29 protein-coding genes are annotated in these 26,292 nt (G+C 63.7%); 22 read left to right on the forward strand and 7 right to left on the reverse strand.

The features are described from left to right. Nucleotides 1-25: 25 nt before the first annotated feature. Nucleotides 26-811 carry a hypothetical protein gene (locus ACWF6P_RS11795; RefSeq protein ID WP_378537815.1) on the reverse strand — a complete coding sequence of 262 codons (786 nt, stop codon included), beginning with the start codon at nucleotides 809-811 and terminating at the stop codon, nucleotides 26-28. A gap of 66 nt (nucleotides 812-877) precedes the next feature. On the opposite strand from ACWF6P_RS11795, the gene ACWF6P_RS11800 reads away from it, so the two are divergent. The 3 genes from ACWF6P_RS11800 to ACWF6P_RS11810 are packed head-to-tail and all read left to right on the forward strand — an operon-like array spanning nucleotide 878 to nucleotide 3,835. Then, nucleotides 878-1,828 (forward strand): Ppx/GppA phosphatase family protein, encoded by a 951-nt coding sequence (locus ACWF6P_RS11800; RefSeq protein WP_003941975.1) that lies wholly within the window; start codon nucleotides 878-880, stop codon nucleotides 1,826-1,828. Beyond that, the gene (locus ACWF6P_RS11805) at nucleotides 1,828-2,943 is read left to right on the forward strand and encodes a hypothetical protein (RefSeq protein ID WP_452621122.1); all 1,116 of its coding nucleotides are present in this window, start codon (nucleotides 1,828-1,830) and stop codon (nucleotides 2,941-2,943) included. The genes ACWF6P_RS11800 and ACWF6P_RS11805 overlap by 1 nt, the downstream gene beginning before the upstream one ends. Before the next feature lie 7 nt (nucleotides 2,944-2,950). Further along, complete coding sequence (locus tag ACWF6P_RS11810) at nucleotides 2,951-3,835, forward strand: sugar phosphate isomerase/epimerase family protein (RefSeq protein ID WP_452621123.1); 885 nt, start codon at nucleotides 2,951-2,953, stop codon at nucleotides 3,833-3,835. Here the strand turns inward: ACWF6P_RS11810 and ACWF6P_RS11815 are convergent. The 4 genes from ACWF6P_RS11815 to ACWF6P_RS11830 all read right to left on the reverse strand — a co-directional run bounded on the left by ACWF6P_RS11815 (nucleotide 3,815) and on the right by ACWF6P_RS11830 (nucleotide 9,830). After that, nucleotides 3,815-5,248: an HAD-IB family hydrolase gene (locus ACWF6P_RS11815; protein ID WP_378647661.1), complete on the reverse strand. Its 1,434-nt coding sequence runs from the start codon at nucleotides 5,246-5,248 to the stop codon at nucleotides 3,815-3,817. The two genes, ACWF6P_RS11810 and ACWF6P_RS11815, sit on opposite strands and share 21 nt — an antisense overlap. Continuing rightward, nucleotides 5,245-7,581, reverse strand: a complete 2,337-nt coding sequence (locus ACWF6P_RS11820) for a glycerol-3-phosphate 1-O-acyltransferase (RefSeq protein WP_452621124.1) — start codon at nucleotides 7,579-7,581, stop codon at nucleotides 5,245-5,247. Before ACWF6P_RS11820 ends, ACWF6P_RS11815 begins: the two co-directional genes overlap by 4 nt. A 3-nt stretch (nucleotides 7,582-7,584) precedes the next feature. Beyond that, entirely contained in the window at nucleotides 7,585-9,051 is a 1,467-nt protein-coding gene (locus tag ACWF6P_RS11825) for a wax ester/triacylglycerol synthase domain-containing protein (protein WP_452621125.1), read from the reverse strand. 155 nt (nucleotides 9,052-9,206) lie between these two features. Beyond that, the gene (locus ACWF6P_RS11830) at nucleotides 9,207-9,830 is read right to left on the reverse strand and encodes a TetR/AcrR family transcriptional regulator (RefSeq protein WP_452621126.1); all 624 of its coding nucleotides are present in this window, start codon (nucleotides 9,828-9,830) and stop codon (nucleotides 9,207-9,209) included. Between the two features lie 153 nt (nucleotides 9,831-9,983). Here ACWF6P_RS11830 and ACWF6P_RS11835 point away from each other — a divergent pair, with 153 nt between their 5' ends. From ACWF6P_RS11835 to ACWF6P_RS11865, 7 genes are all read left to right on the forward strand, one after another. After that, nucleotides 9,984-10,622, forward strand: coding sequence for a MerR family transcriptional regulator (locus ACWF6P_RS11835; RefSeq protein ID WP_452621127.1), 639 nt, complete (start codon nucleotides 9,984-9,986; stop codon nucleotides 10,620-10,622). Next, on the forward strand, nucleotides 10,619-11,464 hold the full coding sequence (locus tag ACWF6P_RS11840) for a thioesterase family protein (protein ID WP_378447126.1): 846 nt from the start codon (nucleotides 10,619-10,621) through the stop codon (nucleotides 11,462-11,464). The genes ACWF6P_RS11835 and ACWF6P_RS11840 overlap by 4 nt, the downstream gene beginning before the upstream one ends. Before the next feature lie 34 nt (nucleotides 11,465-11,498). Beyond that, on the forward strand, nucleotides 11,499-12,314 hold the full coding sequence (gene proC / locus ACWF6P_RS11845) for a pyrroline-5-carboxylate reductase (protein WP_378550300.1): 816 nt from the start codon (nucleotides 11,499-11,501) through the stop codon (nucleotides 12,312-12,314). Nucleotides 12,315-12,440: 126 nt separating this feature from the next. Further along, nucleotides 12,441-12,677: a helix-turn-helix domain-containing protein gene (locus ACWF6P_RS11850; RefSeq protein WP_003941845.1), complete on the forward strand. Its 237-nt coding sequence runs from the start codon at nucleotides 12,441-12,443 to the stop codon at nucleotides 12,675-12,677. Between the two features lie 244 nt (nucleotides 12,678-12,921). After that, nucleotides 12,922-13,023, forward strand: coding sequence for a 30S ribosomal protein bS22 (locus ACWF6P_RS11855; protein ID WP_003402602.1), 102 nt, complete (start codon nucleotides 12,922-12,924; stop codon nucleotides 13,021-13,023). 237 nt (nucleotides 13,024-13,260) lie between these two features. Continuing rightward, nucleotides 13,261-14,394, forward strand: a complete 1,134-nt coding sequence (locus tag ACWF6P_RS11860) for an NAD-dependent epimerase/dehydratase family protein (protein ID WP_452621128.1) — start codon at nucleotides 13,261-13,263, stop codon at nucleotides 14,392-14,394. After that, nucleotides 14,391-15,428, forward strand: a complete 1,038-nt coding sequence (locus ACWF6P_RS11865) for a lysophospholipid acyltransferase family protein (RefSeq protein ID WP_452621129.1) — start codon at nucleotides 14,391-14,393, stop codon at nucleotides 15,426-15,428. Before ACWF6P_RS11860 ends, ACWF6P_RS11865 begins: the two co-directional genes overlap by 4 nt. Nucleotides 15,429-15,467: 39 nt before the next feature. Here ACWF6P_RS11865 and ACWF6P_RS11870 read toward each other — a convergent pair whose 3' ends face one another. Further along, on the reverse strand, nucleotides 15,468-16,463 hold the full coding sequence (locus ACWF6P_RS11870) for an HAD family hydrolase (protein WP_378638147.1): 996 nt from the start codon (nucleotides 16,461-16,463) through the stop codon (nucleotides 15,468-15,470). Nucleotides 16,464-16,663: 200 nt separating this feature from the next. Here ACWF6P_RS11870 and ACWF6P_RS11875 point away from each other — a divergent pair, with 200 nt between their 5' ends. From ACWF6P_RS11875 to ACWF6P_RS11930, 12 genes are all read left to right on the forward strand, one after another. Next, complete coding sequence (locus tag ACWF6P_RS11875; protein ID WP_452621130.1) at nucleotides 16,664-16,924, forward strand: glutaredoxin family protein; 261 nt, start codon at nucleotides 16,664-16,666, stop codon at nucleotides 16,922-16,924. 141 nt (nucleotides 16,925-17,065) lie between these two features. Further along, on the forward strand, nucleotides 17,066-17,953 hold the full coding sequence (locus ACWF6P_RS11880; RefSeq protein WP_042923244.1) for a redox-sensing transcriptional repressor Rex: 888 nt from the start codon (nucleotides 17,066-17,068) through the stop codon (nucleotides 17,951-17,953). Then, on the forward strand, nucleotides 17,950-19,311 hold the full coding sequence (locus ACWF6P_RS11885) for a glutamyl-tRNA reductase (protein ID WP_452621131.1): 1,362 nt from the start codon (nucleotides 17,950-17,952) through the stop codon (nucleotides 19,309-19,311). Before ACWF6P_RS11880 ends, ACWF6P_RS11885 begins: the two co-directional genes overlap by 4 nt. Next, on the forward strand, nucleotides 19,308-20,282 hold the full coding sequence (gene hemC / locus ACWF6P_RS11890) for a hydroxymethylbilane synthase (RefSeq protein ID WP_378447131.1): 975 nt from the start codon (nucleotides 19,308-19,310) through the stop codon (nucleotides 20,280-20,282). Before ACWF6P_RS11885 ends, hemC begins: the two co-directional genes overlap by 4 nt. 60 nt (nucleotides 20,283-20,342) lie before the next feature. Then, the gene (locus tag ACWF6P_RS11895) at nucleotides 20,343-21,905 is read left to right on the forward strand and encodes a bifunctional uroporphyrinogen-III C-methyltransferase/uroporphyrinogen-III synthase (protein WP_003941969.1); all 1,563 of its coding nucleotides are present in this window, start codon (nucleotides 20,343-20,345) and stop codon (nucleotides 21,903-21,905) included. A 74-nt stretch (nucleotides 21,906-21,979) separates the two neighbouring features. Then, entirely contained in the window at nucleotides 21,980-22,954 is a 975-nt protein-coding gene (hemB, locus tag ACWF6P_RS11900; RefSeq protein WP_378537544.1) for a porphobilinogen synthase, read from the forward strand. Nucleotides 22,955-23,027: 73 nt separating this feature from the next. Continuing rightward, entirely contained in the window at nucleotides 23,028-23,690 is a 663-nt protein-coding gene (locus tag ACWF6P_RS11905; RefSeq protein WP_452621132.1) for a hypothetical protein, read from the forward strand. A 57-nt stretch (nucleotides 23,691-23,747) separates the two neighbouring features. Continuing rightward, nucleotides 23,748-23,903, forward strand: coding sequence for a hypothetical protein (locus ACWF6P_RS11910; RefSeq protein WP_019744371.1), 156 nt, complete (start codon nucleotides 23,748-23,750; stop codon nucleotides 23,901-23,903). 15 nt (nucleotides 23,904-23,918) lie between these two features. After that, nucleotides 23,919-24,356 carry a hypothetical protein gene (locus ACWF6P_RS11915; RefSeq protein WP_378447134.1) on the forward strand — a complete coding sequence of 146 codons (438 nt, stop codon included), beginning with the start codon at nucleotides 23,919-23,921 and terminating at the stop codon, nucleotides 24,354-24,356. Then, entirely contained in the window at nucleotides 24,349-24,864 is a 516-nt protein-coding gene (locus tag ACWF6P_RS11920) for a hypothetical protein (protein WP_378447135.1), read from the forward strand. The genes ACWF6P_RS11915 and ACWF6P_RS11920 overlap by 8 nt, the downstream gene beginning before the upstream one ends. Further along, nucleotides 24,857-25,129, forward strand: coding sequence for a hypothetical protein (locus tag ACWF6P_RS11925; protein ID WP_378447136.1), 273 nt, complete (start codon nucleotides 24,857-24,859; stop codon nucleotides 25,127-25,129). The genes ACWF6P_RS11920 and ACWF6P_RS11925 overlap by 8 nt, the downstream gene beginning before the upstream one ends. A gap of 31 nt (nucleotides 25,130-25,160) precedes the next feature. Then, nucleotides 25,161-25,442: a metal-sensitive transcriptional regulator gene (locus ACWF6P_RS11930; protein ID WP_003942012.1), complete on the forward strand. Its 282-nt coding sequence runs from the start codon at nucleotides 25,161-25,163 to the stop codon at nucleotides 25,440-25,442. A gap of 12 nt (nucleotides 25,443-25,454) precedes the next feature. On the opposite strand, the gene ACWF6P_RS11935 is transcribed toward ACWF6P_RS11930, so the two are convergent. After that, nucleotides 25,455-26,066, reverse strand: a complete 612-nt coding sequence (locus ACWF6P_RS11935) for a TetR/AcrR family transcriptional regulator (RefSeq protein ID WP_378537550.1) — start codon at nucleotides 26,064-26,066, stop codon at nucleotides 25,455-25,457. Between the last annotated feature and the right edge of the window lie 226 nt (nucleotides 26,067-26,292).

Genomic DNA, 26,292 nt, shown 5'->3' on the forward strand with positions numbered 1-26,292 from the left:
CTGAAATTTTTCGGTTTGCGTGGAGTCAGCCCTGAGCTTTGTTCTGAGCGATCGTGGTCGCCGGGTGGACCGCTATGAGGCCGAGGCCGGCGCGACGCCTGCAGAGGCGAGCCAGCTCGTCGTACGCGCGCTTTCCGAGAAGCTCCGTCAGTTCCGGCCCGTAGGACTGCCAGACTTGCCGCTCCCCGACGTGAGCGTCGGGGGAGCCGGAGCAGTACCAGGCGAGGTCGTCGCCGCCCTCACCCCAGCCGCGGCGGTCGTACTCGGTGATCGTGGTCTTGAGGATCTGCACGCCGTCCGGCCGGTCGACCCAGTCCTGAGTGCGGCGGATGGGTAGCTGCCAGCACACGTCGGGCTTGACCTCGAGTGGCTCGATGCCCTTCTTGAGCGCCATGGAATGCAGTGCGCAGCCCTCGCCGCCGGCAAAACCCGGCCGGTTGAGGAAGATGCACGCTCCTTTGTAGCGGCGGGTGCGCAGCGCGGGCTCGTCCTCGAGGTCGTCTTCTTCGACGTAGCCCTTCTTGCCGAGACCCTTTTCCATGTACTGCCAGTCTTCGGCTGTGAGCATTTTCACTGACGCATCGAGCTTGTCCTGATCTTCCTGATCGGAGAGGAAAGCGCCGTGCGAGCAGCAGCCGTCGTCCGGGCGGTCGCCGATGATGCCCTGACATGCCGGCGTGCCGAACACGCAGGTCCAATGCGAGAGCAACCACGTCATATCAGCGGAAATGAGGTGCTCGGAGTTCTCCGGATCGACAAATTCGACCCATTCGCGCGGGAAATCGAGATCGACCTCGGGGCTCGGAGTCATCTTGTGGGACCGGTCTGGGTTACCTGCTGTCACAAGGGCCGACGGTAGACCCAGTAACGTGGCGATGTGCGACTAGGGGTACTCGACGTCGGAAGCAATACCGTCCATCTATTGGTTGTGGACGCCCATCGGGGCGGCCACCCAACACCCATGAGCTCGACCAAGTCCACGTTGAGGCTGGCGGAGAACACCGACGACCGCGGCGATATCACCACGTCAGGAGCCGATCGGTTGGTCTCGACGGTCTCCGAATTCGCCGGTATCGCCAAGACGTCCGGATGCGAGGAAATGATGGCTTTTGCCACTTCCGCCGTCCGTGACGCCAACAATTCCGAAGCCGTGCTCGCCCGCGTTCGCGCGGAGACCGGAGTCAATCTCGAGGTTCTCTCCGGGGTCGACGAAGCCCGCTTGACCTTTCTGGCAGTGCGCCGCTGGTACGGCTGGAGCGCCGGACGCATCCTGAACCTGGACATCGGCGGCGGCTCCCTCGAACTCACCGCAGGTGGAGACGAGGATCCGGACGTCGCCTTCTCGCTGCAACTCGGTGCCGGACGGTTGACGCGCGACTGGCTCCAGGCCGATCCGCCGGGCAAGCGCCGGGTCGCAGTCCTGCGCGACTGGCTGGACGCGGAGCTGGTTGGACCAGCCAAGGAACTGCGCGCCGCCGGCGACTGGGACCGCACGGTCGGGACGTCGAAGACCTTCCGATCGCTGGCTCGGCTCACCGGCGCGGCCCCTTCTGCCGCAGGCCCCCGGGCCAAACGGACCCTGACTTCCAGCGGACTCAGGCAACTCATAGCCTTCATATCCAGGATGACGGCAGCGGACCGTGCAGAATTGGAAGGAGTGAGCTCGGATCGGTCACAGCAGATTGTGGCCGGCGCGCTCATCGCAGAGGCAACCATGCGGGCGCTCGGAGTGGACGAACTGGAAATTTGTCCCTGGGCACTGCGTGAGGGTCTGATTCTGCGAAAGCTCGACACAGAAATGGGCGGTGAATTGGTGGTGAGTGCTTGATGACCGAGGACAGTCAGCAGATTTCCGTAGCGGAACTGCTCAAGCGGAACGGTCAGAGCGTCGAATCCCGAGGTGGACGACGCCGGCGCGGCGTAGCCGGTGGCATCTCCGTCGCCGAACTGACTGGTGAGATCCCGATCGTTCGCCAGTCGGGATCGCGCGCGGCAGCCGAGCCCGAGTCGGCCGAACCAGCAGCGTCCGAACCAGCAGCGTCCGAGCCGGCAACCGCAGCGCCTGAAACTGCTGCACCGGCCGAGGCTGTTGCGGAAACCGCGAAGCCCACCGCGCCGGCACCGAAGGTTCCCGCCGACCGCACTGCCGCTTTCGCCGTTTCCTTCGACGACGACGATGACGACGAGCCGCAGGCACCCAAGGCCGAGTCGAAGCCGGTTGCCGCGCCGCCGACCACGACTCCGAAGCCGACTTCCACACCTTCGCCAGGACAGACCTCGAAGTCCTCGCCAGGACAGTGGGTGAGCCGGGCTCCGCTCAACTCCTCGTCGCCAACGCAGGTAACGCAGGAACCGGCACTGCTGTCGGGTCAGACCCTGGCAGGCGACCTGATGCGTCAGGAACGTGCCGCAACCCAGTCACCGTCGTTGCGTCCGCCGATCCTGCCGCCGCGTGTCCCCACTCCCGTCGCCAAGACACCTGCTCCGGCCGCTCCGGACGACAGCACCGAACTGATCGACAAGATCGCAGAAGCGGATTCCACCGAGGCCGAATCGACCGCAGTGGTCGATCTGGTCAAGGCGCCGGCAGTCACCGACAGTGCAAAAAAGTCCACTGCCGTCGCTGAGCCCGAGACTGATGTCGAAGCCGAACCGGCCGCGGAAGAGGCCGGCGAACGTAACTCGATCCGTGAATGGGCAGTGCTTGCCGGTCAGGTCGTTATCGCGCTGATCGTCGGCGGCGCGATGTTCAAGGGCTTCGAGAAGCTGTGGGACATGCTGCCGTGGGTGGCGTTGGTGCTCGCGCTGATCGTGATCGTCGGCTTGGTGGCCGTCGTGCGGGTTCTGCGCAAGACGGACGACATCACGAGTTTTGTGATCGCGGTGGTCGTCGGCATGATCGTGACGCTCGGTCCATTGGCGTTCTTGTTGACTTCGGGTTGATCGGACGATGATCGGGGGATCGCAGCGCAGAATTCGTCGGCCGATAGCCGTCGGCTTGTCGACGGCTTCGGTGTATCCGGAGAACACGGAAGCAGCATTTCGTTACGCCGCCGATCTCGGATACGACGGTGTCGAACTGATGGTGTGGGCCGAATCCGTCAGCCAGGACGTCGGTGCTGTTGCTGCCCTCGTTCGCAAATATGCGATCCCGGTGCAGGCTGTGCATGCGCCGTGTCTGCTGATTTCGCAGCGCGTGTGGGGTTCCGATCCGGTCGAGAAACTCGAGCGTTCGGTTCGCACCGCCGAAACCTTGGGTGCGACGACGGTGGTCGTCCACCCACCGTTCCGGTGGCAGCGCAAGTACGCCGAAGGCTTCGCCGAACAGGTTGTCGACCTCGAATCGAAGAGCAGCGTCGTCGTGGCGGTGGAGAACATGTTCCCCATGCGCGCGGACAGCTTCTTCGGCGGTAAAGACAAGTCTGCGGAGCGTCTACGCAAACGTGGCGGTCCGGGCGCGGCGCTGTCGGCATTCAGCCCGTCGTACGACCCGACCGATTCCGCTCACGCTCACTACACACTCGACCTGTCGCACACCGCGACGGCGGGCATGGATGCCTTGGAGTTGGCCTCCCGGATGGGTAGGGGACTCGAGCATCTGCACCTGGCCGACGGTCGGGGGGCGTCGATGGACGAGCACTTGATCCCCGGGCATGGTTCACAGCCGTGCGCGGAGTTGTGTCAGCAGTTGGCCGCGAGCGAATTCAGCGGCCAGGCCGTCATCGAGATCAACACTCAGAACGCGCGTACCAGGCGGGAGCGGTCGTCGATGCTGGCGCAGGCGCTCGCGTTTGCACGCGAGCACCTGGCACGTTCAGCGGTGGCCGGCAAGTAGCGCAGCTTCGAACTGCGCGCGTACCTTCTCGACGTGCGCGTCGAGGTCCTTGGTCTCCCAGCCTTCGGTCGAGATGGGATCGAGCACCGAGACGTAGACCGGGCCCGGATGGGCGACAAGCGAATTGCGCCACATTCTTTCGCCCGCGTTGTGAATCACCACGGGCACGATCGGCACACCGGCCTGGATCGCCAAGTGGAATCCACCTTTCTTGAACGGGCCCAGGCGTGGCGTCGGAGAACGGGTGCCCTCCGGAGCGATGACTATCGAGACGCCGTTCTTCAGCTTGTCGACCGCCGGTTGCAATGCGGCCTTCGCTTTGGTGGTGTCGGTGCGGTCGATGTAGGCGACGTCGAGCAGGGCGCCGACGGGCATGAACCGCGGATCGCTTGCCGCTTCCTTCTTCGCGACACCGGTCACGTCTCGCTTGATGACGGTGCCGAGGACCAACATGTCCAGGGAACTCTGATGATTGAACATGAATACCGCCGGGCGGTGGTCCCACACGTTGTGCTCGCCGTCGATCTCGACGTCGATGCCGAGTAGTGAGAGCGAGATGTCGGGGCCGTAGGTACCAACGAGGTTCGCGCCCAGTTGACGGTTGCCGGTGACGATGCCCGCCGACGCGCCGATGGCGGCGGTGGCCGCCAGCGCGCCCATGGCCGTTGCCGTTCGGATCGTGGAGATCGGCGTTGCGCCACGTTGCGGTTTACGCAGGTTGACCGAGGGCCAGTGATTGCGCAACGCGATCTTGGCCAGACCACGGTCGGGATTCAACGCTACAGGCCGCCCGACGGCCTCGAGCATGAAAACATCTTCGACGCCGTTGGAGTACGCAAACGCGTTCTTCAAGTCGGCGCCCATCGTCTCGGCATATCCCGCAAGAGCATTGGCTTTGGCCGGACCCCACAAAGCGGGTGAGGACAGTTCGCCGGTCAGCATTCCGTCGACGACTTCGGGTTCGGTGCACAGCACGTCTTCGATGTCGAGATCTTCGGCGACGTACTTGGCCTGGAACGGAGTCGCCGACGTGGCCATCACGATGGTGTGGCCGGCGCGCCGGTGCGCTGCCAGAAGCCCGCGTGCTTCCGGGTAGATCATCGCGGCGATCTCCTGCTTGAACAACCGTCGGCCCCAGTCGTTCAGTTCCTCGACGGTCCGGCCGCCCAGGGCGCGAACGCCGATGTCCATCAGTGCTCCGACATCAGCGCCGCGGAACTGGGTGTCGATCGCGGCACCGGTGGTGCGCAACAATTCGCCGACGCTGATGTCCAAGCGTCGCAGGCGGTCTCGGTACACGACACTGGCCGAGTACCCGCTGATCAAGGTGCCGTCGAGGTCGAAGGCGGCGATCGTCCCGGGCCCGGGCGGGGCGGCTTCGATGGCGGAGTGCAGACGCTCGAGTCCGGTCACAGTCCTACTTCCTCGTTCTCGGCGGGCGCTCGGTTTGCTTCTGGAATGGTCACTACCGCAGCGGCGTCCGGTACCGGCATCGCCACCTGATCGAGTCGCGCATGCGCGAGCGCGCGAAGGTGACGCAGGCGCTCGACCTGAACCTTGATCTCGGCAGCGAATGCCAGGCGCCGGGCCCGGACTCCGTCGTCGTCGACTTCGATCAAGTTACGGTTGCGCGCCAAATTCAGTGCGGTGGCGAACAATTCGCCGGAGACGGATTCGTTGCTGGCGATCTGCTGCCGCAGTCGACGCTGATGTGCGACGTCGATACAGTTGCTGATGAACGACTTCTCGTCGAACGACGTCGAAATCGGCGCGAGCACAAGCTGATCGGCGACAACCTGGTACGCCTCGAGGAACGGTTGGAGCACGCGGTGCGCGAGGTACGGGCGAACCGTCTCGATCATGTGCTCGGTTCGTTTGTCGTCGGCCATGACGGTTTCCCACTCGGGGTCGATCAACGTCAGCTCGGTCCGCATCTCCTGCTCGAATGTGTCCCGGTCGCTGAAGAAGAACTCGAATTTCAACAAATCTCGGATGCGCTTGGCCTCGGCCCACCCGTCCCCGATGGGGTCCTCGAACCGCTCTTCGACGGCTGCCTGAAGTACGAGTTCGGTGATGGCACGCACGACAAGAAAGTGAATCGTGTTGTTGCGGTAGAAGGCAGCGACAAGATGCTGGTCCTTGCCGAGGTAGAAGACCTGCTCGCCGCCCCGATCGAAGCGCTCGAGCACACCGGAATCGACGTGTGTCTGCAACGCCTTCTCGATGACACGCGGATCGGACAGTTCGACGTCGCCGGCGATCGGAAGGTTGCGCGCGGTGATGTACCCGAACAGCGGCGTGAGGATCGCCGTGAGTTCGCGAACGGTCAACGCCCGGTCTTCGATTCCGAGGAACGCCAACATCGCCAGCGAAGACACGGTCACCGGCGTGACCTCGTTGATTCGGTGACACACCTCGATTCCGGCCTTTTGAATGGCGAGGCGCTGGTCGGTCTCCTGGCTGAGTGCGTCCGCGAGTGAGAGCGGCCTGCCGATGGTCACGTGCGCGACGCCGTTGCGCTTGCCCTGTGCACGTACGTAACCCACCATCCAGCGTAGGCCTTCCGGTGTCTTCTCGGCGCCGAGCGCCTCGGCCGCCATGGCCCCGACTTCGTAGAGTTGGTCGTAGCTCAGCGCGACCGGGACGAGGTACACGTCGGATGCGCCGCTGACCTGAAAAGCCTTGGTCAGGTAGGTCAGGAGACCGAAGCGCGGCGGGCGCAGTTTCCCGGTGCGCCCGCGTCCACCCTCGATGTACCACTCCAGATTGAAGCGCTTGGTCAGCAGGTAGCGCATGTACTCGTGCATCGACCACTTGTAGACCTCGTCGTTGCCGATGCTTCGACGAATGAAGACGGTGCCGCTGCGCTTGAGGATCGAGCCCATGGGCCAGAAGCTGATGTTGAGGCCGCCCATGACGTGATTGAGCGGCAAGCCGTTCGCGATCAACGCCGGACGCAGGACGAGGGGATCGAGATACGAACGGTGACTGGGGAGGAAGACCAGTGAGTGTTCCTTGTTCAGCTCACGGAGTTCCTCGAAGCGGCTCGTGTCCACGTCCAGCTTGTAGGCGCGAGCGAAGTAGCGGCCCAGGCGATCCCACACCGCGATGGCTTGGCGACTCTGGGTGGCAACCATTTCTTCGAGAGCTTCACGCGCACGGCGATCGACGTCGGCGACCGCGATGTTCAACCGGTCGGCCAAAGCCATGATCTCGGTGGCGAACCGGCGGGTGTCGGTGATCTCGTCGACGACGAACCGCGACACCTTGTACTGGCCACCCAGTAGGCCCAACTCGGCGCGCTCGAGCGCCAGCGCCGCCTGACGACGGATGAACTCGGGTAGCGAACCGCCACCGCTCTTTTCGAGTCGACGCTCGAGATCGCTCAGTGGCGCGGGTTCACCTTCGATGACCTGGCACCGCGACGGGTCGGTGCGCAGGGTTCTGCGCTGCGCGCCGCGTCCGGGGTGGAGGGGGTCGCGTGGTGCCAGCGCATCGCGCACCCGCACCGCGACATTGTGTTTGGTATGGGTGTCCGGGATCCACACCACGCGAAGCGGCGCGAGCATCGGGTCGTCGGTCCGCGCCGCCAGTTCGGCCAGGGTCTTGTCGGTGATGTTGACGGTGACCGGCCGCGTTTCGGATGCGGTTGCCTTGTCGGCAAGCCACTTTCGCAGTACACCGGCCTCGGCCTCTGTCATGGTTTCGGTGAGGTACACGCGCGGGTTGGTCGTGTTTTCACTCATGACTCACGCACCTTCCGTTGGAACTCCGAGAGCCACGATCTCGTCCAGGCTCTCCTGCAGGCACTGCATCAGCAAGGCGGGTTTCGTGATCGCAGCGGTGTCGAGATTGATTCCGATGCAGCAGACTCCGACATGGGAGACCAGCGTTGCCATTGCCGCGCAACCGGGCGCCGGCCCGAACGGGAACATACGCTCGATCTTCGCTCCGGCGAGATACACCGGCACCGGTACGCCGGCGACGTTGCTCGCTTGCAGGTCCAGTCCAGTCGACTGGGACAGATACCAGTTCGCGAGCAGATAATTTGGCAGGCGGGCGAGGATCGGGGCAGCGACGTCGAGAGCGTCCAACGCCGGTTCCTCACGCAGACCCAGGACGATTTCTCGTACCTGCCTGATGCGTTTGGCCGGATCGGTCTCGGCGACCGGGCCGTTGAAGCGGACTGCTGCAAACCGGTTGCCGCCGTTGGTATCCGCGCCGGTACGCATACTGATCGGCATACCCATCGGAATGCTGTCGACGGATTGCCCGAACGATTCGTGGTAGCGACGGAACCCGCCGAGCAGGGCAGCAACGTACGCGTCGTTGAGTGAACCGCCGGCAGCTTTTGCCCCGGCCTTGAGCTCGGGAACACCCACCTCGAGAGTTCCGAACCACCGTCCGAGACCACGATCGTGGAGCAGTGGGGAACCGGAGCGAGCCGGGGGAGTGACGATCTTGCGGAGTGAATTGGCGTAACCGAGGACCTCGGAAGCCGTCGTGATCGGACTCGAGATCGCCGTGGTCGCAACATTGGTAGCGCCGCGGACCAGCTTGGCGATACGCGAGGGCGCCCGCCGGATCTCGCTGACGACCTCCTCGCCGAAGGCGCCTACCGAAGACAGGTGCTCAGGAGCCGGCGGCGTGCGGTCGGGCTTGTTCGGGGTGGGATCCGGGCGCCTGCTGTGCAGGAGCGTCATCATCTGGATGCCACCCATGCCGTCGGTGATGGAGTGGTGAGTCTTGACCACGAACACGGCGCGACCGTCGTCGAGACCTTCGATGAGCAGCGCGCTCCACGGCGGCCGAGCCTTGTCGAAGGGTTCGGTGGCCAGGTGGCGACACATGCGCAACGCGTGATCGAAATCCGCGGGTGCAGGCAAGCGAACCCGTCGTAGGTGATAGCCGATGTCGAACTCCGGATCGACGGACCACACCGGATTGCCCAACTGCATCGCCGGTTCCACCGCTCGCATACGAATGCGCGGAACCACGTGCGATGCCCACTCGACTGCGTCGAGCAGACGGTCCCAGTCCGGGGCGCGATCGAGAACCTCTACCGCAACGATCGGTGAGCGCAGTTGCGGCTGCGCTTCTTCCATCCGCCACATTCCAGTCTCGAAGTCGGACATCGTGCGGTTCGCCCCCCAGGCGACCGCGGAAAGGTCGACGTCGACCGCGCTAGGAGGAACAAATGGATTGCTGTTGGCCATACGTCAAGAACTCCCTCGGTCTGCGGATCCACCCCGCGCATCTCTGCTTCTAAGTGTGGACCCGCGACCGTGGGCGCGTCCCGGTTTCGGTGTCAGCCGGGAGGTGTGACGTTCGTCAGTTAAGGGCTATTCGGACATGCCGGGAAGTTCGGACGTCACGAAGTGACGCCGACGGCTTTCAGGGCTATTTCGCGGTAGAGGACACTGACTTCGCGTGGAGTTTGCGGTCCGTCGAGTCGATACCAGAGCACGACGGACTGACACATGCCCAGCAGTGCGCGGCCCGTTCCGGTGATGTCCGGGACCGTGAACTCACCGCTCTCGACGCCTGCCGTCAGTACGTCGACGAGTAGGTTCTCGAGCTTCTTTCGCTTGGCGGCGTAGCTCTTTCGTTCCGCCTCCTCGAGGTACCGCAGTTCGGAATCGAGGAAGGCTATGTCGGATCGACTGGTCATGTGAAGGACGCAGGCCTCGATGAGATTGCCGAACTGTGCCGTCGGCGACGGCCCGGCAGCGTCGACGGCAGCGCTCGCGCGCGCGGTGACGTTCTCGATTCCCGGTTCCATCAGTGCGACGAGGATGCCTTGTTTGTTGCCGTGGTGGTAATACAGCGTCGGCACGGTGACGCCGGCGCGTTTGGCTATGTCACGAACCGACGCTCCGTGGTAACCGAGTTCGTGGAACACCTCGAGTGCGGCGGTGAGCAGGGGAGTCAGCGCCAGTGGTTCGACGATGCGCCACTGTTCGTCGGGCTGAGCCTCCGACTGCAAATCCGTCATTCCGCCTGTTCGCTCCGTTCGGAAATTTCTGGTGGTGTGCGCAAAGAAGGTTCAACCCTAGCGCAAGGCGTGTCCTCCTTACCGATGCTCGGCCACCATTGGATAGCATCACTATCCAGTGATGGCCGAGCGAGTTGGACGGACGGAGGAGCGGTGAAGGTTTCCGAACTGGCCGCGCAGTCCGGCGTCGCACTGGCCACGATCAAGTACTACCTCCGTGAAGGTCTGCTGATGCCTGGTGAGCCGACCAGCGCAACGGGAGCGAGGTACGGCGAACAGCACGTCCGGCGACTCGCGTTGATCAGGGCCCTGGCCGGGGCGGGACTCGCGATTCCACGGATTCGCGCGGTGCTCGAATTGGTGGACAGTGACGAGCGATCCGAATTCGAGACTTTCGGCCGCGCGATCGCTCAACTACCGCCCTATGTCGAACCTGAACCGGATCCAGAGTTCCCCAGAGCTTGCAAGGTTCTGGAGTTTCTCGGTCAGGTCTTCGAGCCGAGGTACGTGGCGGTCGCGCACCTCGAGCGGGCACTGATCGGCCTCGAGGATGCCGGACTGAGCCTCTCGGACGAGCGATTGCGCGCCTACGGCGAGCACATCCGAGGAATTGCCGAAGTGGAAATCGAGCTGATGCCTACCAGTTCGACCGAGGACGGCATTCGCTATGCGGTCCTCGGAACCGCCATGTACGAACCCGTCCTGACAGCTTTGCGACGCTTGGCACACCAAGACTTGGCCGCACGACATTTCCCGCAACACCGAGAAAGCACTGAACAGGAAAATCGATGAGCACCAGCCCCTTTCAAGATCTCAATCGCCTCACCTCGCTCGGCGACGGGCGATACACCGCAACGATCGACCCGATCTGGACCATCGGGCCGAAAGTGCACGGCGGCTCCATGATGGCTGTGTGCGCCGCTGCCGCGCGTCAATGTCTGCGAGACGGCGCAGGTGAGAACGACTCGCTTTTGAAGATGCAGCCACTCGCGGTGAGCGCCAACTATCTCTCCGCCCCCGACCCCGGTGAAGTCGACTTGGAAGTGACGGTCCGCAAGCAGGGACGGCAGGTCGCGTTGTTCGACGTCGAATTGAGTCAGGCCGGTCGCAGCGCTGTTCGCGCGGCGGTCACGCTCGGATTCCCCGATGACGGCGACCCCACTTTCGTGACGGCCTCGTCGATCGACGACATGTCACCGGAACCGCCGGAGAGTGCGGTGGCCGTCATCGGTGATCATCCGATGGCTCAGGTCGTGCACGTCGGGCAGGGCTGCGACATGCGAATCGACACCACCTCGGCGCACTTCCTGACCGGCAGCCAAGGCGAGGCCGAGGTCAGGATGTGGGTTCGTCCTCGACCCGAGGACGAGAACGATCTGGACACCGCTGTGCTGTTCGCCATCATGGCAGGTGACATCAGCGCGCCGGTGACGATGAACCGCGGCTTGTTCGGATGGGCGCCGACAGTGCAGTTGACGACGTACCTGCGCCGACTGCCGACACCGGGATGGCTTCGCGTGCGAGCAAGTTCGGATGTTCTGGGCAGCACGTGGTTCGAAGAGGACCACGCAGTCCTCGATTCGGCGGGAGCGGTTGTCGTCCAGAGCCGTCAGCTGGCGATGATGCCCCGCTAGGGTCGATCGCTGCGGTCGTGGCAGGCTGTTCGCCATGACAAGAATTGCGATTATCGGTGGCGGCAAGATCGGCGAGGCGCTGATCTCCGGGCTGTTGCAGGCCGGCCACGCCATCAAGGATCTGGTTGTCGCCGAGCAGTATCAGCCTCGCGCAGACGAATTGATTGCCGAATACTCCATCCGCGTCAGCACGGTCGCCGATGCTGCGGAGGGTGCAGACGTCATCGTCATCGCGGTCAAGCCCAACGACGTCGAATCAGCGCTCACCGCGTTGACGAAGGTCGATCTGGACGGTGACCTCGAGCAGTTGATCGTTTCTCTCGCGGCGGGAATCCCCACCGGGTTCTTCGAAACGCGTCTGCCGGCAGGGTTCCCGGTCGTCCGCGTCATGCCGAACACCCCCATGTTGGTGGGGGAGGGCGTGAGTGTTCTGTCACCCGGACGCCACGTCAAGGCCGAGCATCTCGAGCTTGTGCGCGGCATCCTCGGCAGCGTCGGCAAGGTAGTCACAGTTCCCGAATCGCAGATCGACGCGGTCACGGCTGTCTCGGGTTCCGGGCCGGCCTACTTCTTCTTGGTTGCCGAAGCGATGATCGACGCGGGAGTCGGTCTCGGCCTGACGCGCCCGGTCGCTACCGAATTGGTGGTGCAGACGATGGTCGGTTCGGCAGCGATGCTCGATCGCACCGGCGACAGCGCAACGGATCTTCGCGCCGCGGTGACGTCACCGGGCGGAACGACGGCCGCAGCACTGCGTCAGCTCGAAGCGGGCGGCCTGCGGACGGCGTTCTTCGATGCCTTGGATGCCGCCAAGTCGCGCTCGGCCGCGATGGGTGCAGCTGCGGAATAGTCGTCCGTTTAGCCACACCCGTCGCTTTAACCCCACCAGTACAGCTAAGCTCGACTTAGTACGTACGTGTCTGTTCCGCCGGAGGGGAAGCCGGCGGCGCGAGTCGTGCTGGAGGTATGTGGATTAATGGTGTCTGCAAACAAGCCGTCCATGGGTTCGTCCCACGACGGAAAGCCGGCAGTGGCCGGCACGCAATTCCTCACTGTTGCTGAGGTAGCAACTTTGATGAGGGTGTCGAAAATGACTGTGTACCGGTTGGTACACAGTGGCGAATTGCCCGCTGTACGAGTGGGCCGTTCGTTCCGTGTACATGCGAAGGCAGTGCACGATTACCTCGAAACCTCGTACTTCGATGCCGGCTGACCAGCCGGTTCGAAGCGGATGACCTCGGCGTGAGCCGAGTCGCGGGCACAGCGGTTGCTGTGCCGGAGGCTCGGTTTATGCCGAGTGAGTCCACACCGGTACGATGAGTCACTGTCGTACCAGCAAGCTGGTGTCGTAAGGCGCTGAGCTAGTTAAAACGAGGGCCAGGCGCCAATTGCTTGGCGCAGGCGTACGTGACCGGCGTGCGCAGGAACGCTAGAGAAGAACGTGAGGGACACCCGCTATGGGTTCAGTGATCAAGAAGCGTCGCAAGCGCATGTCGAAGAAGAAGCACCGCAAGCTGCTTCGTCGTACCCGAGTGCAGCGCAGGAAACTCGGTAAATAAGCAATACCTGTTGATGCCCGCCGCCCCTTCCGGGGTGGCGGGCATCGACGTATTTCAGGGGAGGGGCGACGTATCTCCGGGGAGAGATGTGTCGGCCGTCTCATTGTCTGGGCGGTTTGTCTTGAATGACCGAAATCTGGGTAGTCAGCGCGGGACCCCCTCTGCCCGTAAAGTGGGGGAAAATCGCGGGAGGGACGCTTCGGCAGAGCGCGTTTCTACTGGATATGGGGGTACTTGGTGGTTGAAGGTGACAACACTTCAGGGGGCACGGCGCCTCGCGTCGTACTGGTGACCGGGGCGAGCAGATTCCTCGGCGGCTACCTGGTTACCAGGCTTGCGCAGAATCCGTCGATCGAGCGTGTCATCGCCGTCGACGCGGTCAGTCCGAGCAAGGACATGATGCGCAGAATGGGCCGCGCGGAATTCGTGCGAGCAGACATCCGCAATCCGCTGATCGGCAAAGTGATCCGAAACGCCGAGGTCGACACCGTCGTGCATGCGTCGACGCTTCAGAAAGCCCCCAAAGCCGGCAGTCGCGCCGCTATGAAGGACATGAACGTCATCGGCGCAATGCAACTGTTCGCGGTCTGCCAGAAAGCTCCGACGGTTCGCAAGGTGGTCCTGCGCTCGGCTTCGGTCGTCTACGGGTGCAGTGCCAAGGACCCCGCTCAGTTCACCGAAGAAATGAGTGCGCGCCGCCGGCCGCCGGGCGGATACGCCCGCGACAGTCTCGAGATCGAGGGATACCTCCGCGGGATGGGGCGTCGGCGTCCCGACATCTCGGTCGGGATTCTGCGGTTGGCGCCGCTGATCGGACCTCAACTGACGGCAACTGTCGGGCATTACGTCACCGCCCCGCTCGTGCCGACCATCGTCGGGCGCAACGCGCGTCTGCAATTGCTCCACGTCGAGGATGCTCTCGCAGCGTTGGAGAAGGCGACCATCGGACACGCCTCGGGTACGTACAACATCGCCGGCGACGGAGTGGTGATGATGTCGCAGGCGATCCGCCGGGCAGGCAGGGTCGAAGTTCCGATGCCACTCGCTCTGTTCCGCAGTGTCGGGAGCGCGTTGGTGGGATCGTCCATGAGGCTGTACACCGACGAGCAACTCGAGTACTTCCGGTTCGGCTGCGGACTCGACACCACTCGCATGCGCAGCGAAATGGGGTTCGAGCCGCGATGGACCACCATGCAGGCACTCGACGATTTCATGCGTGCGATGCAGACCCGCCGGATCATCAAGTCCGAGTGGATCGATCGGGCCGAGAATGCGTTGACCACGATCCTCGGCGGTGACGCCGCCGCGGCGAGCGCAAGTGCAGACGTGATGCACATGCCGTTGTCGCGGCAAAGTGCGGTGAAGGGGTGACTGACGTGGCGAAGGTAATTCCCCTGAGACCCAGCGCAACTCACACCGGAAAGTCGGCAACCTCGCGCTCGCGTGAGTCCGTCACGGGCACGGAGCGTGACATCCGTGAACAAAGTGAGCGTCGGCATCCGTCCGGAGTTTCGTCGGGGGCCGACCATGGCGGTGAGAGCACGTTCGTCGATGCGGCCAGGTCCGCGATCGTCGACCAGATCGGCTCGGCGGCAGAATTTTTCCGACGTCGGGTGTCCGGTGACTACGAGGTCGACGAGTTCGGATTCGATCCGCATTTCGCGGACAACGTCGTCATGCCGATGTTGCGGCCGTTGTTCGAGAAGTGGTTCCGCGTCGAGGTCAGTGGGATCGAGAACATTCCCCTCACCGGGGGAGCACTGGTGGTTGCCAATCACGCCGGTGTGATTCCGCTCGACGGTCTGATGACGTCGGTCGCAGTGCACGACCATCATCCGGCGCATCGCCCGCTGCGAATGTTGGCTGCGGACATGGCTTTCGAGATGCCGGTGGTGGGCGGTCTGGCGCGCAAGGCCGGTCATACGTTGGCGTGCAACCCCGACGCCGAGCGTCTGCTCAACGACGGTGAAGTCGCGGCGGTGTTTCCGGAGGGATTCAAGGGCATCGGGAAACCGTTCAGTGAGCGGTACAAGTTGCAGCGGTTCGGGCGCGGTGGCTTCGTGTCGGCCGCAATGCGTACCGGTGTTCCGATCATTCCGTGCTCGATCGTGGGTTCGGAGGAGATCTATCCGAAAATCGGTGATCTGACCACCCTCGCGCGTGTTCTCGGGTTGCCGTATTTTCCGGTGACACCACTGTTCCCACACTTCGGGCCGCTCGGCCTGGTTCCGTTGCCGTCGAAGTGGTACATCGAGTTCGGAAAGCCCATCGTCACCGACACTTTCGAGAGCGGTGCCGCCGACGATCCGATGGTCCTGTTCGAGGTCACGGACCACGTTCGAGAGACGATTCAGCAGACGCTGTATCGGCTGTTGGCCAAGCGTCGCAACGTCTTTCTCGGCTGAGTTCGGTCCGGATCGCCAGGGGATCCGGACCGAACCCGCTCAGGCGTTCTGTTCTTTGCGCCTGGCAAGAATTGCCGCGAGCGCCCCGCCGACCGCTCCGAGCACCAGCGCCGTCGGTACGCCGATCTTGGCGGCCTTTCGTCCGGTGCGGAAATCGCGAACTTCCCAACCGCGGTTCTTCGCGAGTTCACGAAGATCTGCGTCGGGATTGATCGCCACGGGCGTCCCCACCAACGAGAGCATCGGAACGTCGTTGTGGCTGTCGGAGTAGGCGGAACAGCGCTTGAGATTGAGTCCTTCACGTACGGCCAATGTCCGCACGGCGTGAGCCTTGCCCATACCGTGCAGGATGTCGCCGACGAGGCGGCCTGTGAAGACGCCGTCCTCACTCTCGGCGACGGTGCCCAAGGCGCCGGTCAGTCCAAGTTTCTCGGCGATGACCTGAGCCAGTTCGACCGGAGTCGCCGTCACCAACCACACCTGCTGTCCGGCGTCGAGGTGCATCTGAGCCAACGCTCTCGTGCCTGGCCAGATCTTGTCGGCGATGACCTCGTCGTAGATCTCCTCGCCGAGGCGGGCGAGTTCGGCGGTGGATCGTCCGGCCACGAAGGACAGTGCTTTCTCGCGGCCTTCCGCGACGTCGTCACTGCTTTCTCTGCCGGTAACTCGGAACTTGATCTGCTTCCACGCGAAATCGACCAGATCCGAGGTCTTGAGATACTTGCGAGCAGCGAGACCACGGGCGAAGTGGATGATCGATGCACCCTGCACCATGGTGTTGTCGACGTCGAAGAATGCGGCGGCCGTGAGGTCGCGCGGAACAGTCGGCGGCTCTTCGCCGGTTTCGGGTTCTGTGGGATTGGCAGCTTCGTGCAACGCCAGGGCTGCATCGGCACTCGCCTCGCCGGCGAGATTGGCTCGAACTTCCGACTCACTCGGGCCCAGCGGATTCTTCACATGGCGACGCCCGGGGAGTATGACCCCGGCCAGCCCTGATCCGAATCCGGAGCCGTTCGGTAGTGATCGCGCAGGCACCCGCACCTCCCGTGTTGCACTCTCGAGCAGAGAACTCTTCGAGTCAGCCTATCCTCCGCGATGAGGCCCGATGGGTTGGATGGCGACCTTCCCTGCGGTGTGTGACGTTCCTCTCCGCCGATTTGGTATCGAGTGGGGCTCTGGAGGCACACTCGACCGATCAAGTAGATGGCATCCCAGCAGAAGAAAGGTATGCGTCGATGACTGCAGCTACGCATGAAGTAACCCTGTTGACACGCGCAGGATGCGCGTCCTGCGTCGGCGCGGCGGAGGTACTACGACGGGTCTGTTCCGAGTTCGAGCTGGAATTGACGTGCATCGACGTAGACGAAGCTGCCACGACCGATCCAGAGCTGAGAGCGGAGTACGGAGACAGATTGCCGGTCATTCTTCTCGACGGACGCGAGCACGGTTACTGGGAAGTTGACGAAGAACGCCTCCGCGACGATTTACGCAAGTAAGGCAACCCTCAAAGTTGTGCGCGGAGCCGCTTTGCAGGTGAACGGCACATCGCACCCGTCTCGAGCAACTTTGTGCATGGGTTCACAAGCGGTTACCGTGGTGTGAACATTCCCCCCGGAGCATCGTGGAGGTCGACAGTCGTGTCGACCGGACGAGGAGCCAGCGACGTGACCGAACCGCACCAGACGCATGAGCCTGTGGCTCAGCGCGTCACCGGCGCTGCGGGCTCTTCTGTCACCGACGCTGCCAGCGCCTCGGTCACCGACCCGATCGCTCAGGATCGCGTCATCCCCCAGGCTACGGTGACGCGCTTGGCCGCATACCTGCGGGTCCTCGGAGTGATGTCCGACCGGGGTACCTCCATCGTCTCGAGCGAGGAACTCGCCCAGGCGTCAGGCGTCGGATCAGCGAAATTGCGTAAGGATCTGTCGTTCCTCGGACCCAACGGCGTCCGCGGCGTCGGGTACGACGTCAACAGGCTCCGCATCCGCATCGAGCGTGCACTCGGACTCGATCGCGGGCACAAGGTCGTTCTCGTCGGAGTCGGAAACCTCGGCAAGGCGCTGGTCGGCTACGGCGGATTCAGCCGCCGCGGTTTCGAGATGGTCGGACTCTTCGACAGTGACGCAGATCGAATCGGAAGCAGAGTCGGCGATCTCGTCGTGCGCAGCACCGAGGAACTGACCGTCGCCTGCCGCGAACTGAACGCGACCATCGGCGTCATCTCCACACCGGACGAGGCAGCTCAGGGCGTGTGCGACCAGTTCGTCAGCGCCGGGCTGCGCTGCATCATGAGTTTCTCGCCGATCGCCCTCGACGTTCCCGATCACGTGGAACTGCGACGCGTCGATCTGGCCGTCGAGATGCAGGTTCTCTCCTTCAACAGTGCGCGCAATGCCGATCAGGCATCCAGTGCGCCGCGAGTACGCGTGGCTCACGCCGCATCCGCTTCGTCAGTTCCATCCACCAGTTCACCCGCTCCGGTCGGAGCAGGTTCGACAAGAAACGGATCAGTGATCGCGCCGTGAGTGTTCTGCTTGTCGGGGTCTCGCATCGAACCGCGCCCGTCCCGGTGCTCGAGCGAGTAGCTGTGACCGACACCGATCGTCCGAAGCTGATCGACAAGCTTCTGGCGTCCTCGCACATCTCCGAAGCGATGATCGTCTCCACCTGCAATCGGGTGGAGGTCTACGCGGTGGTGGACGCGTTCCACGGTGCTCTCACCGAAGTCGGTGAAATCCTGGCCGACCATTCGGGTCTCGACCTGACGGCGCTGCACGCTCACGCTTACGTCCGCTACAGCGAAGCAGCGGTCGAACACCTCTTCGCGGTGGCCAGTGGCCTCGACTCGATGGTGATCGGCGAACAGCAGATTCTCGGCCAGATCCGTTCGGCCTACGCATCTTCGGATGCGCAGCAGGCCGCTGGACGGGTCGTCCACGAACTGGCTCAGCAGGCACTGCGCGTCGGTAAGCGAGTGCATTCCGAAACCGGAATCGACTCCGCCGGAGCGTCAGTCGTGTCCGTGGCTCTCGATCGTGCAGCCGGCATCATCGGCGAGGGTGGCCTGGCCGGCCGCACTGCCGTGGTCGTCGGGGCCGGCTCGATGGGCGGTCTGTCCGTCGCGCACCTCACCCGCGCCGGAATCGAACGCATCGTCGTCGTCAACCGGACGCAGGAACGCGCCGAGCACCTCGCCGAGACGGCACGCTCCAACGGCGTCGACGCCGACGGTGTTGCCTTCGACCAGCTTTCGGCAGCGATGGCGCAAGCCGACGTCATGGTCACCTGTACCGGCGCGGTCGGGGCAGTGGTCACCCTGGCGGATGTGCACCTCGCACTCGCCGAGCCCGATCGCGACAACACCAAGCACCTGGTCATCTGCGACCTCGGGCTGCCGCGCGACATCGATCCCGCCGTCGCCGGTCTGCCGGGTGTCACCGTTCTCGACATGGAGACGCTGCAGCGTGATCCGGCGGCAGGCGCCGCCGCCTCCGACGCAGATGCCGCACGCACCATCGTTGCCGGTGAGCTTGCGACGTACCTCGCGGGCCAGCGTCTCGCCGAGGTCACTCCGACCGTCACGGCTTTGCGTCAGCGCGCCGCCGACGTCGTCGAAGCCGAACTGATGCGGCTCGATTCGCGTCTGCCCGGCCTGGACGATCCGCAGCGCGACGAGGTTGCGCGCACCGTGCGCCGCGTCGTGGACAAGCTTCTCCACGCCCCGACCGTGCGCGTCAAGCAACTCGCGTCGGCCCCCGGCGGCGACTCCTACGCAGCAGCGCTGCGCGAACTCTTCGAACTCAGCCCCGGATCTCCCGCGGCCGTGGCCACACCCACCGATCTGGTGGACGGCGACCGCACTGGAAGGGACCTGCAGGCATGAGCGTCACCACCCCGCAATCGGGGAGCCCGCTGCGGATCGGCACTCGCGGAAGTCTTCTCGCGACCACCCAGGCCGGAACCGTGCGCGATGCCCTCATTGCAGCCGGACATCCCGCCGAGTTGGTCATCATCAAGACCAAGGGCGACCAGTCCACCGATCCCGTCCAGAAGATCGGCGTCGGAGTATTCACCGCTGAGCTTCGAGAAGCCTTGCTGGACAACCGCGTCGACGTCGCAGTGCATTCCTACAAGGACCTGCCCACCGCGCAGGATCCACGTTTTGTCATCGCTGCGATTCCGCCTCGTGAAGACCCGCGTGACGCGCTCGTCGCCCGCGACGGTCTGGTCCTCGGCGAGCTTCCGGCCGGTTCCAAGGTGGGAACCTCGGCGCCGCGACGTGTTTCACAGCTGAAGGCACTCGGGCTCGGCCTCGACATCGTGCCGCTGCGGGGCAACCTGCAGCGTCGCCTCGGCAAGGTCGAATCCGGTGAACTCGACGCCGTGATCCTCGCCCGCGCCGGCCTGTCGCGGATCGGCCTGCTCGATCTCATCACCGAGAACATCGAGCCCGTACAGATGCTCCCCGCTCCGGCGCAGGGCGCTTTGGCCGTCGAATGCCTTTCTGCCAATACGGAATTGGCAGCAATTCTGGCCGAGCAGGACGACGCGGGTACCCGAGCGGCAGTCACTGCCGAGCGTGCACTTCTCGCCGAGTTGGAAGCCGGATGCACCGCGCCGGTCGGTGCGATTGCGGAAATCGTCGAATCCCTCGACGACGACGGCAGAATCTTCGACGAACTGTCGGTACGCGGCTGCGCAGCCGCCATCGACGGCTCGGACGTCATCCGTACCGGCGCCGTCGGTGCGCCGGACAAGGCCGAGGAACTCGGCCGAGCGGTGGCGCGCGAGTTACTCGAACTCGGCGCCCGAGAGTTGATGAACGTGACTACAGGCGAGGCAGCCGATGTTTGACGCCCCACTTTGCACTTGCACCAAGTTCCCATTTCGATACAGCGCACTGGAGAATCACCGATGACCCGAGTCCGAAAGAACACTCCCGGACGGATCCTGTTCGTGGGATCGGGACCGGGCGACCCCGCCCTGCTCACCGTTCGCGCACGTGACGTCCTCACCGGCGCCGCAATGGCATTCACCGATCCGGACGTCGACAAGGGCGTCGTCGCGCTCGTCGGCATCGACATGGGTCGCGACGAGGAGACCGGCGAGCTGATCGCGGACGTGCGTCCGGCCCTCGGTGAGCCGGCCGAGGTTGCAAAGACATTGGTGCACGAGGCCAAGAACGGCCACGACGTTGTGCGTCTGGTCTCCGGTGACCCGCTGACCACGGATTCCGTGATTGCAGAAGTCACCGCGGTCGCTCGCACGCAGGTTCAGTTCGAGGTCCTCCCCGGTCTTCCGTCCGGTTCGGCAGTGCCGAGCTACGCCGGTATGGCGCTCGGCTCGGGTCACACCGAGGCCGACGTTCGTGGTGAGGTCGACTGGGCTGCTCTGGCCGCTGCACCGGGACCGTTGGTTCTGCACGCGACGTCCGGACATCTTGCCGAGACCGCCAGCGCGCTGGTCGAGAACGGTTTGGCTCCGCAGACACCCGCTGCCATCACTGTCCGCGGCACCACTCGTCAGCAGCGAACCGTCGAGGCAACTCTCGCGACGCTCAACGAAGCCGGATCCGAACTGGTGGGCTCGCTCATCGTCACCGTCGGCAAGGTTGTCGCGCAGCGCAACAAGATGTCGTGGTGGGAATCGCGCGCTCTGTACGGCTGGACCGTTCTCGTGCCGCGCACCAAGGATCAGGCCGGCGAGATGAGCGACCGTCTGGTCACTCACGGAGCCATCCCGATCGAGGTTCCGACCATCGCCGTCGAGCCGCCTCGCAGCCCGGCTCAGATGGAGCGTTCGGTGAAGGGCCTCGTCGACGGTCGTTACCAGTGGGTCGTCTTCACTTCCACCAATGCTGTTCGCGCAGTGTGGGAGAAGTTCGAAGAGTTCGGTCTCGACGCTCGCGCCTTCTCCGGTGTGAAGATCGCCTGCATCGGTGAAGCAACCGCAGCCAAGGTTCGCTCCTTCGGCATCAACCCAGAGCTGATCCCGACCGGTGAGCAGTCCAGCGAGGGCCTGCTGGCCGAATTCGCGCCCTACGACGATGTTTTCGATCCGGTCAACCGGGTTCTGTTGCCGCGCGCGGACATTGCGACCGAAACCCTTGCCGAGGGCTTGCGCGAACGCGGTTGGGAGATCGACGACGTCACCGCCTACCGCACCGTCCGGGCAGCGCCGCCGCCGGCCGAGACCCGCGAGATGATCAAGACCGGTGGATTCGACGCCGTCTGCTTCACCTCGTCTTCGACCGTGCGCAACCTCGTCGGCATCGCCGGCAAGCCGCACGCCCGCACGTTGGTCGCGTGCATCGGCCCGAAGACGGCCGAAACCGCCATCGAGTTCGGTCTGCGCGTCGACGTGCAGCCCGAGACCTCGCAGGTGGGACCGCTGGTGGAGGCTCTCGCCGAGCACGCAGCTCGTCTGCGCGCCGAAGGTGCTTTGCCGCCCCCGCGTAAGAAGTCTCGAAGGCGCTAGCGCACCCGTGAGTGGTTGGGGAGTCTGCGGACTCCCTAACCGCTCACAGGTCCCGACGAAGGAGGGCCCCTTCCGTGTTTCCCACTCATCGCCCTCGCCGGCTCCGGCGTACGCCTGCGCTCCGGCGGCTCGTGGCAGAGACCTCGCTCGAACCCCGGCACCTCGTGTTGCCGATGTTCGTCGCCGACGGCATCGACGCTCCGCGTGAGATCAGTTCCATGCCAGGCGTTTTCCAGCACACCCTCGATTCGTTGCGGTCCGCTGCGGTGGAAGCGGTGGAAGCCGGCGTCGGTGGCCTGATGCTCTTCGGTGTCCCCAAAGCGGAGGACAAGGATCCGCAGGGTTCCGGTGCCTCCGATCCCGACGGCATCCTCAACGTCGGATTGCGCGCTCTGGCAGACGAACTCGGTGATTCGACGGTCATCATGGCCGATACCTGCCTCGACGAGTTCACTGATCACGGCCACTGCGGTGTGCTCTCTGCCGACGGTGCTGTCGACAACGACGCGACCTTGATCCGATACGTCGAAATGGCTCTCGCACAAGCTGAATCGGGTGCTCACCTGCTCGGACCCAGCGGCATGATGGACGGCCAGGTGGCTGCAATTCGAGGTGCGCTCGACGCATCCGGGTATGTCGAGGTCGGCCAGCTCGCCTATGCCGCGAAATATGCGTCAGCGTTCTACGGGCCGTTCCGTGAAGCCGTTGGATCCTCTCTGCAAGGTGACCGTCGTACGTATCAGCAGGACGGTGCCAATCGCCGCGAGTCGATGCGCGAAGTAGACCTCGACATCGCCGAGGGCGCCGACATGGTGATGGTCAAGCCTGCGATGTCCTACCTCGACATTCTGCGTGAGACCGCCGACCGGTCTCCGGTTCCGGTCGCGGCGTACCAGATCTCGGGGGAGTACTCGATGATCACGGCCGCTGCGCAGAACGGGTGGATCGATCGGGATGCTGCGATTCTCGAATCGCTCACCAGCATTCGCCGCGCCGGTGCCGACGTGGTCCTCACGTACTGGGCGTCGGAAGTTGCCGGATGGCTGTGACGGTGTCACGCATGTTGTCTGTGACGGTGCCGCACATGGTGGCTGCGCCCGTATCGACCGATACGCTGGTGTCATGACCGAGCAGTGGCCGCCGTCGCGCCAGGAACCGCCCCGCCGGGAACCTCCCTACGAGAACCAGCCGTTCGAGAACCAGCCGTACCGCGAACTCGGACCGATGCCAACCGGTCAGATCCCGGGATACGGCCCCGGTTACAACGGATACCCAGGACTTACGCCGAAACCCGAGCCGCCGACGGACGTCGTGACTGCGATTCAGTTGTGGTGGGCTGTGACGGCGCTGGGGTTGGTTCAGGGCGGCGCGATGATCTGGATGCTGCTCGGGCAGAAGTCGATGTTCGTCGACGAGATGCTCAAGAACCAAGCGGCTGTCGACGCGGGCCTGACGCGTTCCGACGTGGACGGTATGTTCCCACTGGTCATCGTGTTTTCCGCGGTGCTGGTCGTGATCGTCACCGCGGTGTTCCTTCTGTTCGTGCGCTCGATGAGTCGCGGCAAGAACTGGGCTCGAATGTTGCTGACATTCTGTGGTGTCTTCATGCTGGTCTCCGCGATCCCGGTGATCTTCGGGCTCGGCGGCGACGGCGGCGCGGCCACGCTGCTGTTCGGCGGAGCGGAAATCCTGCAGGCAGTCGCTGCTGTCGGCGCGATTGTGATGATGCACCGAAAAGAGTCCAATCCGTACTTTCTTCGTTTCCCCCCGACGGGGAACCGGTAGGTAGCTCGGGGTACTGTGAAACGGGTCACTGCAGTAGTAGGGGAGAGGTCGCACGCGATGAGTTCTCAGGAAGCCCTGCGCACAGAAAGCACCCACGACGCGCCACTGCGCCAACGTGGTTCACGCACCGAAGTGATCTTGTTCGCGATCCTCGGAGCCTCTGTTCTGGTGACACTCTTGGTGCTCATGATTCCGGGCATCGTCAGCGGATAGCGCACACTTGAACCCGTGAGTATCTCTACGAAGGTCAGGCGCCCGACAGCCGTCGAGGCAGCATTTTGGCTGTGGATCGCCAGCGCGTTCCTACTCATACTCTTCGGCCTGATCAACGTCACCAGCGCGTCGTATTCGCTGCGTGAGCAGTTCACCGATCAAGGCATATCGGCCGGAAACATCGACATCTACGTCACCTTCGTGCGGGTGTCCGGGCTGGTTCTGCTGTTGACCGGTCTCGCGATCGGCGGCCTCGCCGGTCCCACGCGCGCCGGAAAACCTCTCTGTCGACGAATCCTGGTGATCGTCTCGGGAGTGTTCGCGGTGCTGCAGATCGCGCTGGTGGTGGCCGGGATCAGTACCGTGCTCGCGCTTGTCGTTCCCGTCATGCTGATCTGTGCCTGCATTGCGATCTACCGAGACACCACAAGAAGTTGGTTTGCCCGTGGCTGACCGTGCTCCTGAAAGCGGCCCGGACGTTCTCTACTACGAGCCGGGTTCGCGGTGGTGGGCCGTCGCGTTCGGTCCGATCTTCTGCCTGATCGCCTTGGTCATCGAACTGTTCACCGGCCCTGTCGTGCATTGGTTCGGTCTGGCGATGTTCGCTGTGATTCTCACCGGATTGGTGTACGTGCAGGTGATTGCCGCGCGCCGGCATGCGAGCGTACTTCTGACCGCGACTACTTTGCGTCAGGGAACCGAAGAGGTGCCGATCACCGAGATCGCCGAGGTGTTCCCAGAGTCCGACGACGCGGCCTACGAGGACGAAATGGAACCGTGGGAAACGGCACGTGCACTCGGTGAGCTGTCCGGAGTGCCGAGGCGTCGGCACGGTATCGGCTTGCGTCTGACCACCGGGGGATTGGTGCGGGCGTGGGCGAAAGACGATCGGGCACTTCGCGAGGCGTTGAGCCAGGTTGTCACGGTTGGTGTCGAACCGGACGGGTCTGCCGATGACTGAGTCGCAGCCATCTCCGCTTGTCGACGTGAAGACGTGGATCGGTGTCCTCGGCATCGTCGCCGCCACGATTCTGGCGATCGTGTGCTGGCGGTCGGGTACGACGACTACCGACTTCGGCCCGATCTTGGAGGGCGCTCCGCCGTTCGAGAGCACGCACTACGACGGCCTCTGGATCTCGGGTGCCGGGCTGTCGATTCTGGTTGCGGGGCTGATGGCCATCGATGTCGTGCGCCGGGTCCGGGTGGGCTTCGTCGCATCCCGCTAGCCCTCATACGGGTAGGGGGTATAGTTGCGGTATGAGTAGTTACAGCCCCGAGCAGGACGATCTGCTCAAGCGCCTTCGTCGTATCGAAGGTCAGGTAGCCGGAATCTCGCGCATGGTCGCAGACGACCGGTACTGCATCGACGTGCTCACCCAGGTGTCCGCTGCGACGAGCGCGCTGCAGTCGGTATCCCTGAAGCTTCTCGACGCCCACCTCGCAGGTTGCGTCGTCGAAGCTGCCAAGCAGGGTGGTCCGGAAGCGGACGTCAAGATCAAGGAAGCACAGGCGGCTATCGCTCGTCTCGTTCGTTCGTAAGGTGCCGGTCCGTCACTGTGTGATGGACCGCGCGAGCGCCCGGGCGGAGAAGTTTACGAAATGCTCGGGCGTGATCTCCTTGGCGATGTTGACGACGATGGTGTCCGACAGACCTTTGAGTCCGGAGAGCACGACGTGGATCAGCGCAGGGTCGTCGATCAGCCGACTTCCTTCGGCTGCAGCAGCTTCGGTGAGCGCTCGAATCAACGCCGAGTTGAAGACCGCGACCGATGCGTGAAGTTCCCGCATGCTCTCTCGGTCGGATCCGGCCATGCCTTCGATGTCGCGCCAGGTGGTGGTGAGTCGACCCACCCGTGCCCAGTGCCGAGCAAACTCGGAAATCATGGACGCGAGCAATGCGCTCAGTCCCTGCTCGCGGGGGAGCGAGTTCACGAAATCAGCCATTTCCAGCTGACTTTCGCTCAAGAGGGCTGCGAAGATGTCCTGCTTGTCGACGAAGTACTGGTAGATCAGCCCAGTGCTGGTGCCGGCTCGTTTGGCGACCGCGCGGATCGTGAGCGCGGAGTAGCCACCCTCGTCCAGTAGCGAGATCGCCGCGTCGAGTGTTCGGCGCCGACGCACTTCGGCGTCGCCGTAGATCGACTTGCTGCTGGTACTGCTCATTTGATCACCGTAGTCGCGGTGGTCGGCATCCTCAATTCACATCGAACACTGTTCGTTGTCGAACGCCGCACTCAATTGAATGTGATGTAGATCATAGAATGAACATTGTTCGAAATAGAATGAACATCGTTCATTCTGGTGTTACGGTATGGCGCAGACCACATCGAGGTCAGTGCAAAGCGCTGGACACTCTGCGGTCGGCCTGACCTTTCTTCCCGTATCGATC

The sequence above is a fragment of the Rhodococcus sp. NPDC055024 genome, from assembly GCF_053608585.1.

Bases quoted from the DNA above. Each gene is read 5' to 3' on its own strand.
- ACWF6P_RS11840 (WP_378447126.1), top strand. From the start codon at position 10,619: ATGAGCACCAGCCCCTTTCAAGATCTCAATCGCCTCACCTCGCTCGGC.
- ACWF6P_RS11895 (WP_003941969.1), top strand. From the start codon at position 20,343: ATGACCCGAGTCCGAAAGAACACTCCCGGACGGATCCTGTTCGTGGGA.
- proC (WP_378550300.1), top strand. From the start codon at position 11,499: ATGACAAGAATTGCGATTATCGGTGGCGGCAAGATCGGCGAGGCGCTG.
- ACWF6P_RS11805 (WP_452621122.1), top strand. From the start codon at position 1,828: ATGACCGAGGACAGTCAGCAGATTTCCGTAGCGGAACTGCTCAAGCGG.
- ACWF6P_RS11810 (WP_452621123.1), top strand. From the start codon at position 2,951: ATGATCGGGGGATCGCAGCGCAGAATTCGTCGGCCGATAGCCGTCGGC.
- ACWF6P_RS11795 (WP_378537815.1), bottom strand. From the start codon at position 811: ATGACTCCGAGCCCCGAGGTCGATCTCGATTTCCCGCGCGAATGGGTC.
- ACWF6P_RS11875 (WP_452621130.1), top strand. From the start codon at position 16,664: ATGACTGCAGCTACGCATGAAGTAACCCTGTTGACACGCGCAGGATGC.
- ACWF6P_RS11930 (WP_003942012.1), top strand. From the start codon at position 25,161: ATGAGTAGTTACAGCCCCGAGCAGGACGATCTGCTCAAGCGCCTTCGT.
- ACWF6P_RS11935 (WP_378537550.1), bottom strand. From the start codon at position 26,066: ATGAGCAGTACCAGCAGCAAGTCGATCTACGGCGACGCCGAAGTGCGT.
- ACWF6P_RS11925 (WP_378447136.1), top strand. From the start codon at position 24,857: ATGACTGAGTCGCAGCCATCTCCGCTTGTCGACGTGAAGACGTGGATC.
- ACWF6P_RS11905 (WP_452621132.1), top strand. From the start codon at position 23,028: ATGACCGAGCAGTGGCCGCCGTCGCGCCAGGAACCGCCCCGCCGGGAA.
- ACWF6P_RS11820 (WP_452621124.1), bottom strand. From the start codon at position 7,581: ATGAGTGAAAACACGACCAACCCGCGCGTGTACCTCACCGAAACCATG.
- ACWF6P_RS11850 (WP_003941845.1), top strand. From the start codon at position 12,441: ATGGTGTCTGCAAACAAGCCGTCCATGGGTTCGTCCCACGACGGAAAG.
- hemC (WP_378447131.1), top strand. From the start codon at position 19,308: ATGAGCGTCACCACCCCGCAATCGGGGAGCCCGCTGCGGATCGGCACT.
- ACWF6P_RS11825 (WP_452621125.1), bottom strand. From the start codon at position 9,051: ATGGCCAACAGCAATCCATTTGTTCCTCCTAGCGCGGTCGACGTCGAC.
- ACWF6P_RS11910 (WP_019744371.1), top strand. From the start codon at position 23,748: ATGAGTTCTCAGGAAGCCCTGCGCACAGAAAGCACCCACGACGCGCCA.
- ACWF6P_RS11830 (WP_452621126.1), bottom strand. From the start codon at position 9,830: ATGACGGATTTGCAGTCGGAGGCTCAGCCCGACGAACAGTGGCGCATC.
- ACWF6P_RS11855 (WP_003402602.1), top strand. From the start codon at position 12,922: ATGGGTTCAGTGATCAAGAAGCGTCGCAAGCGCATGTCGAAGAAGAAG.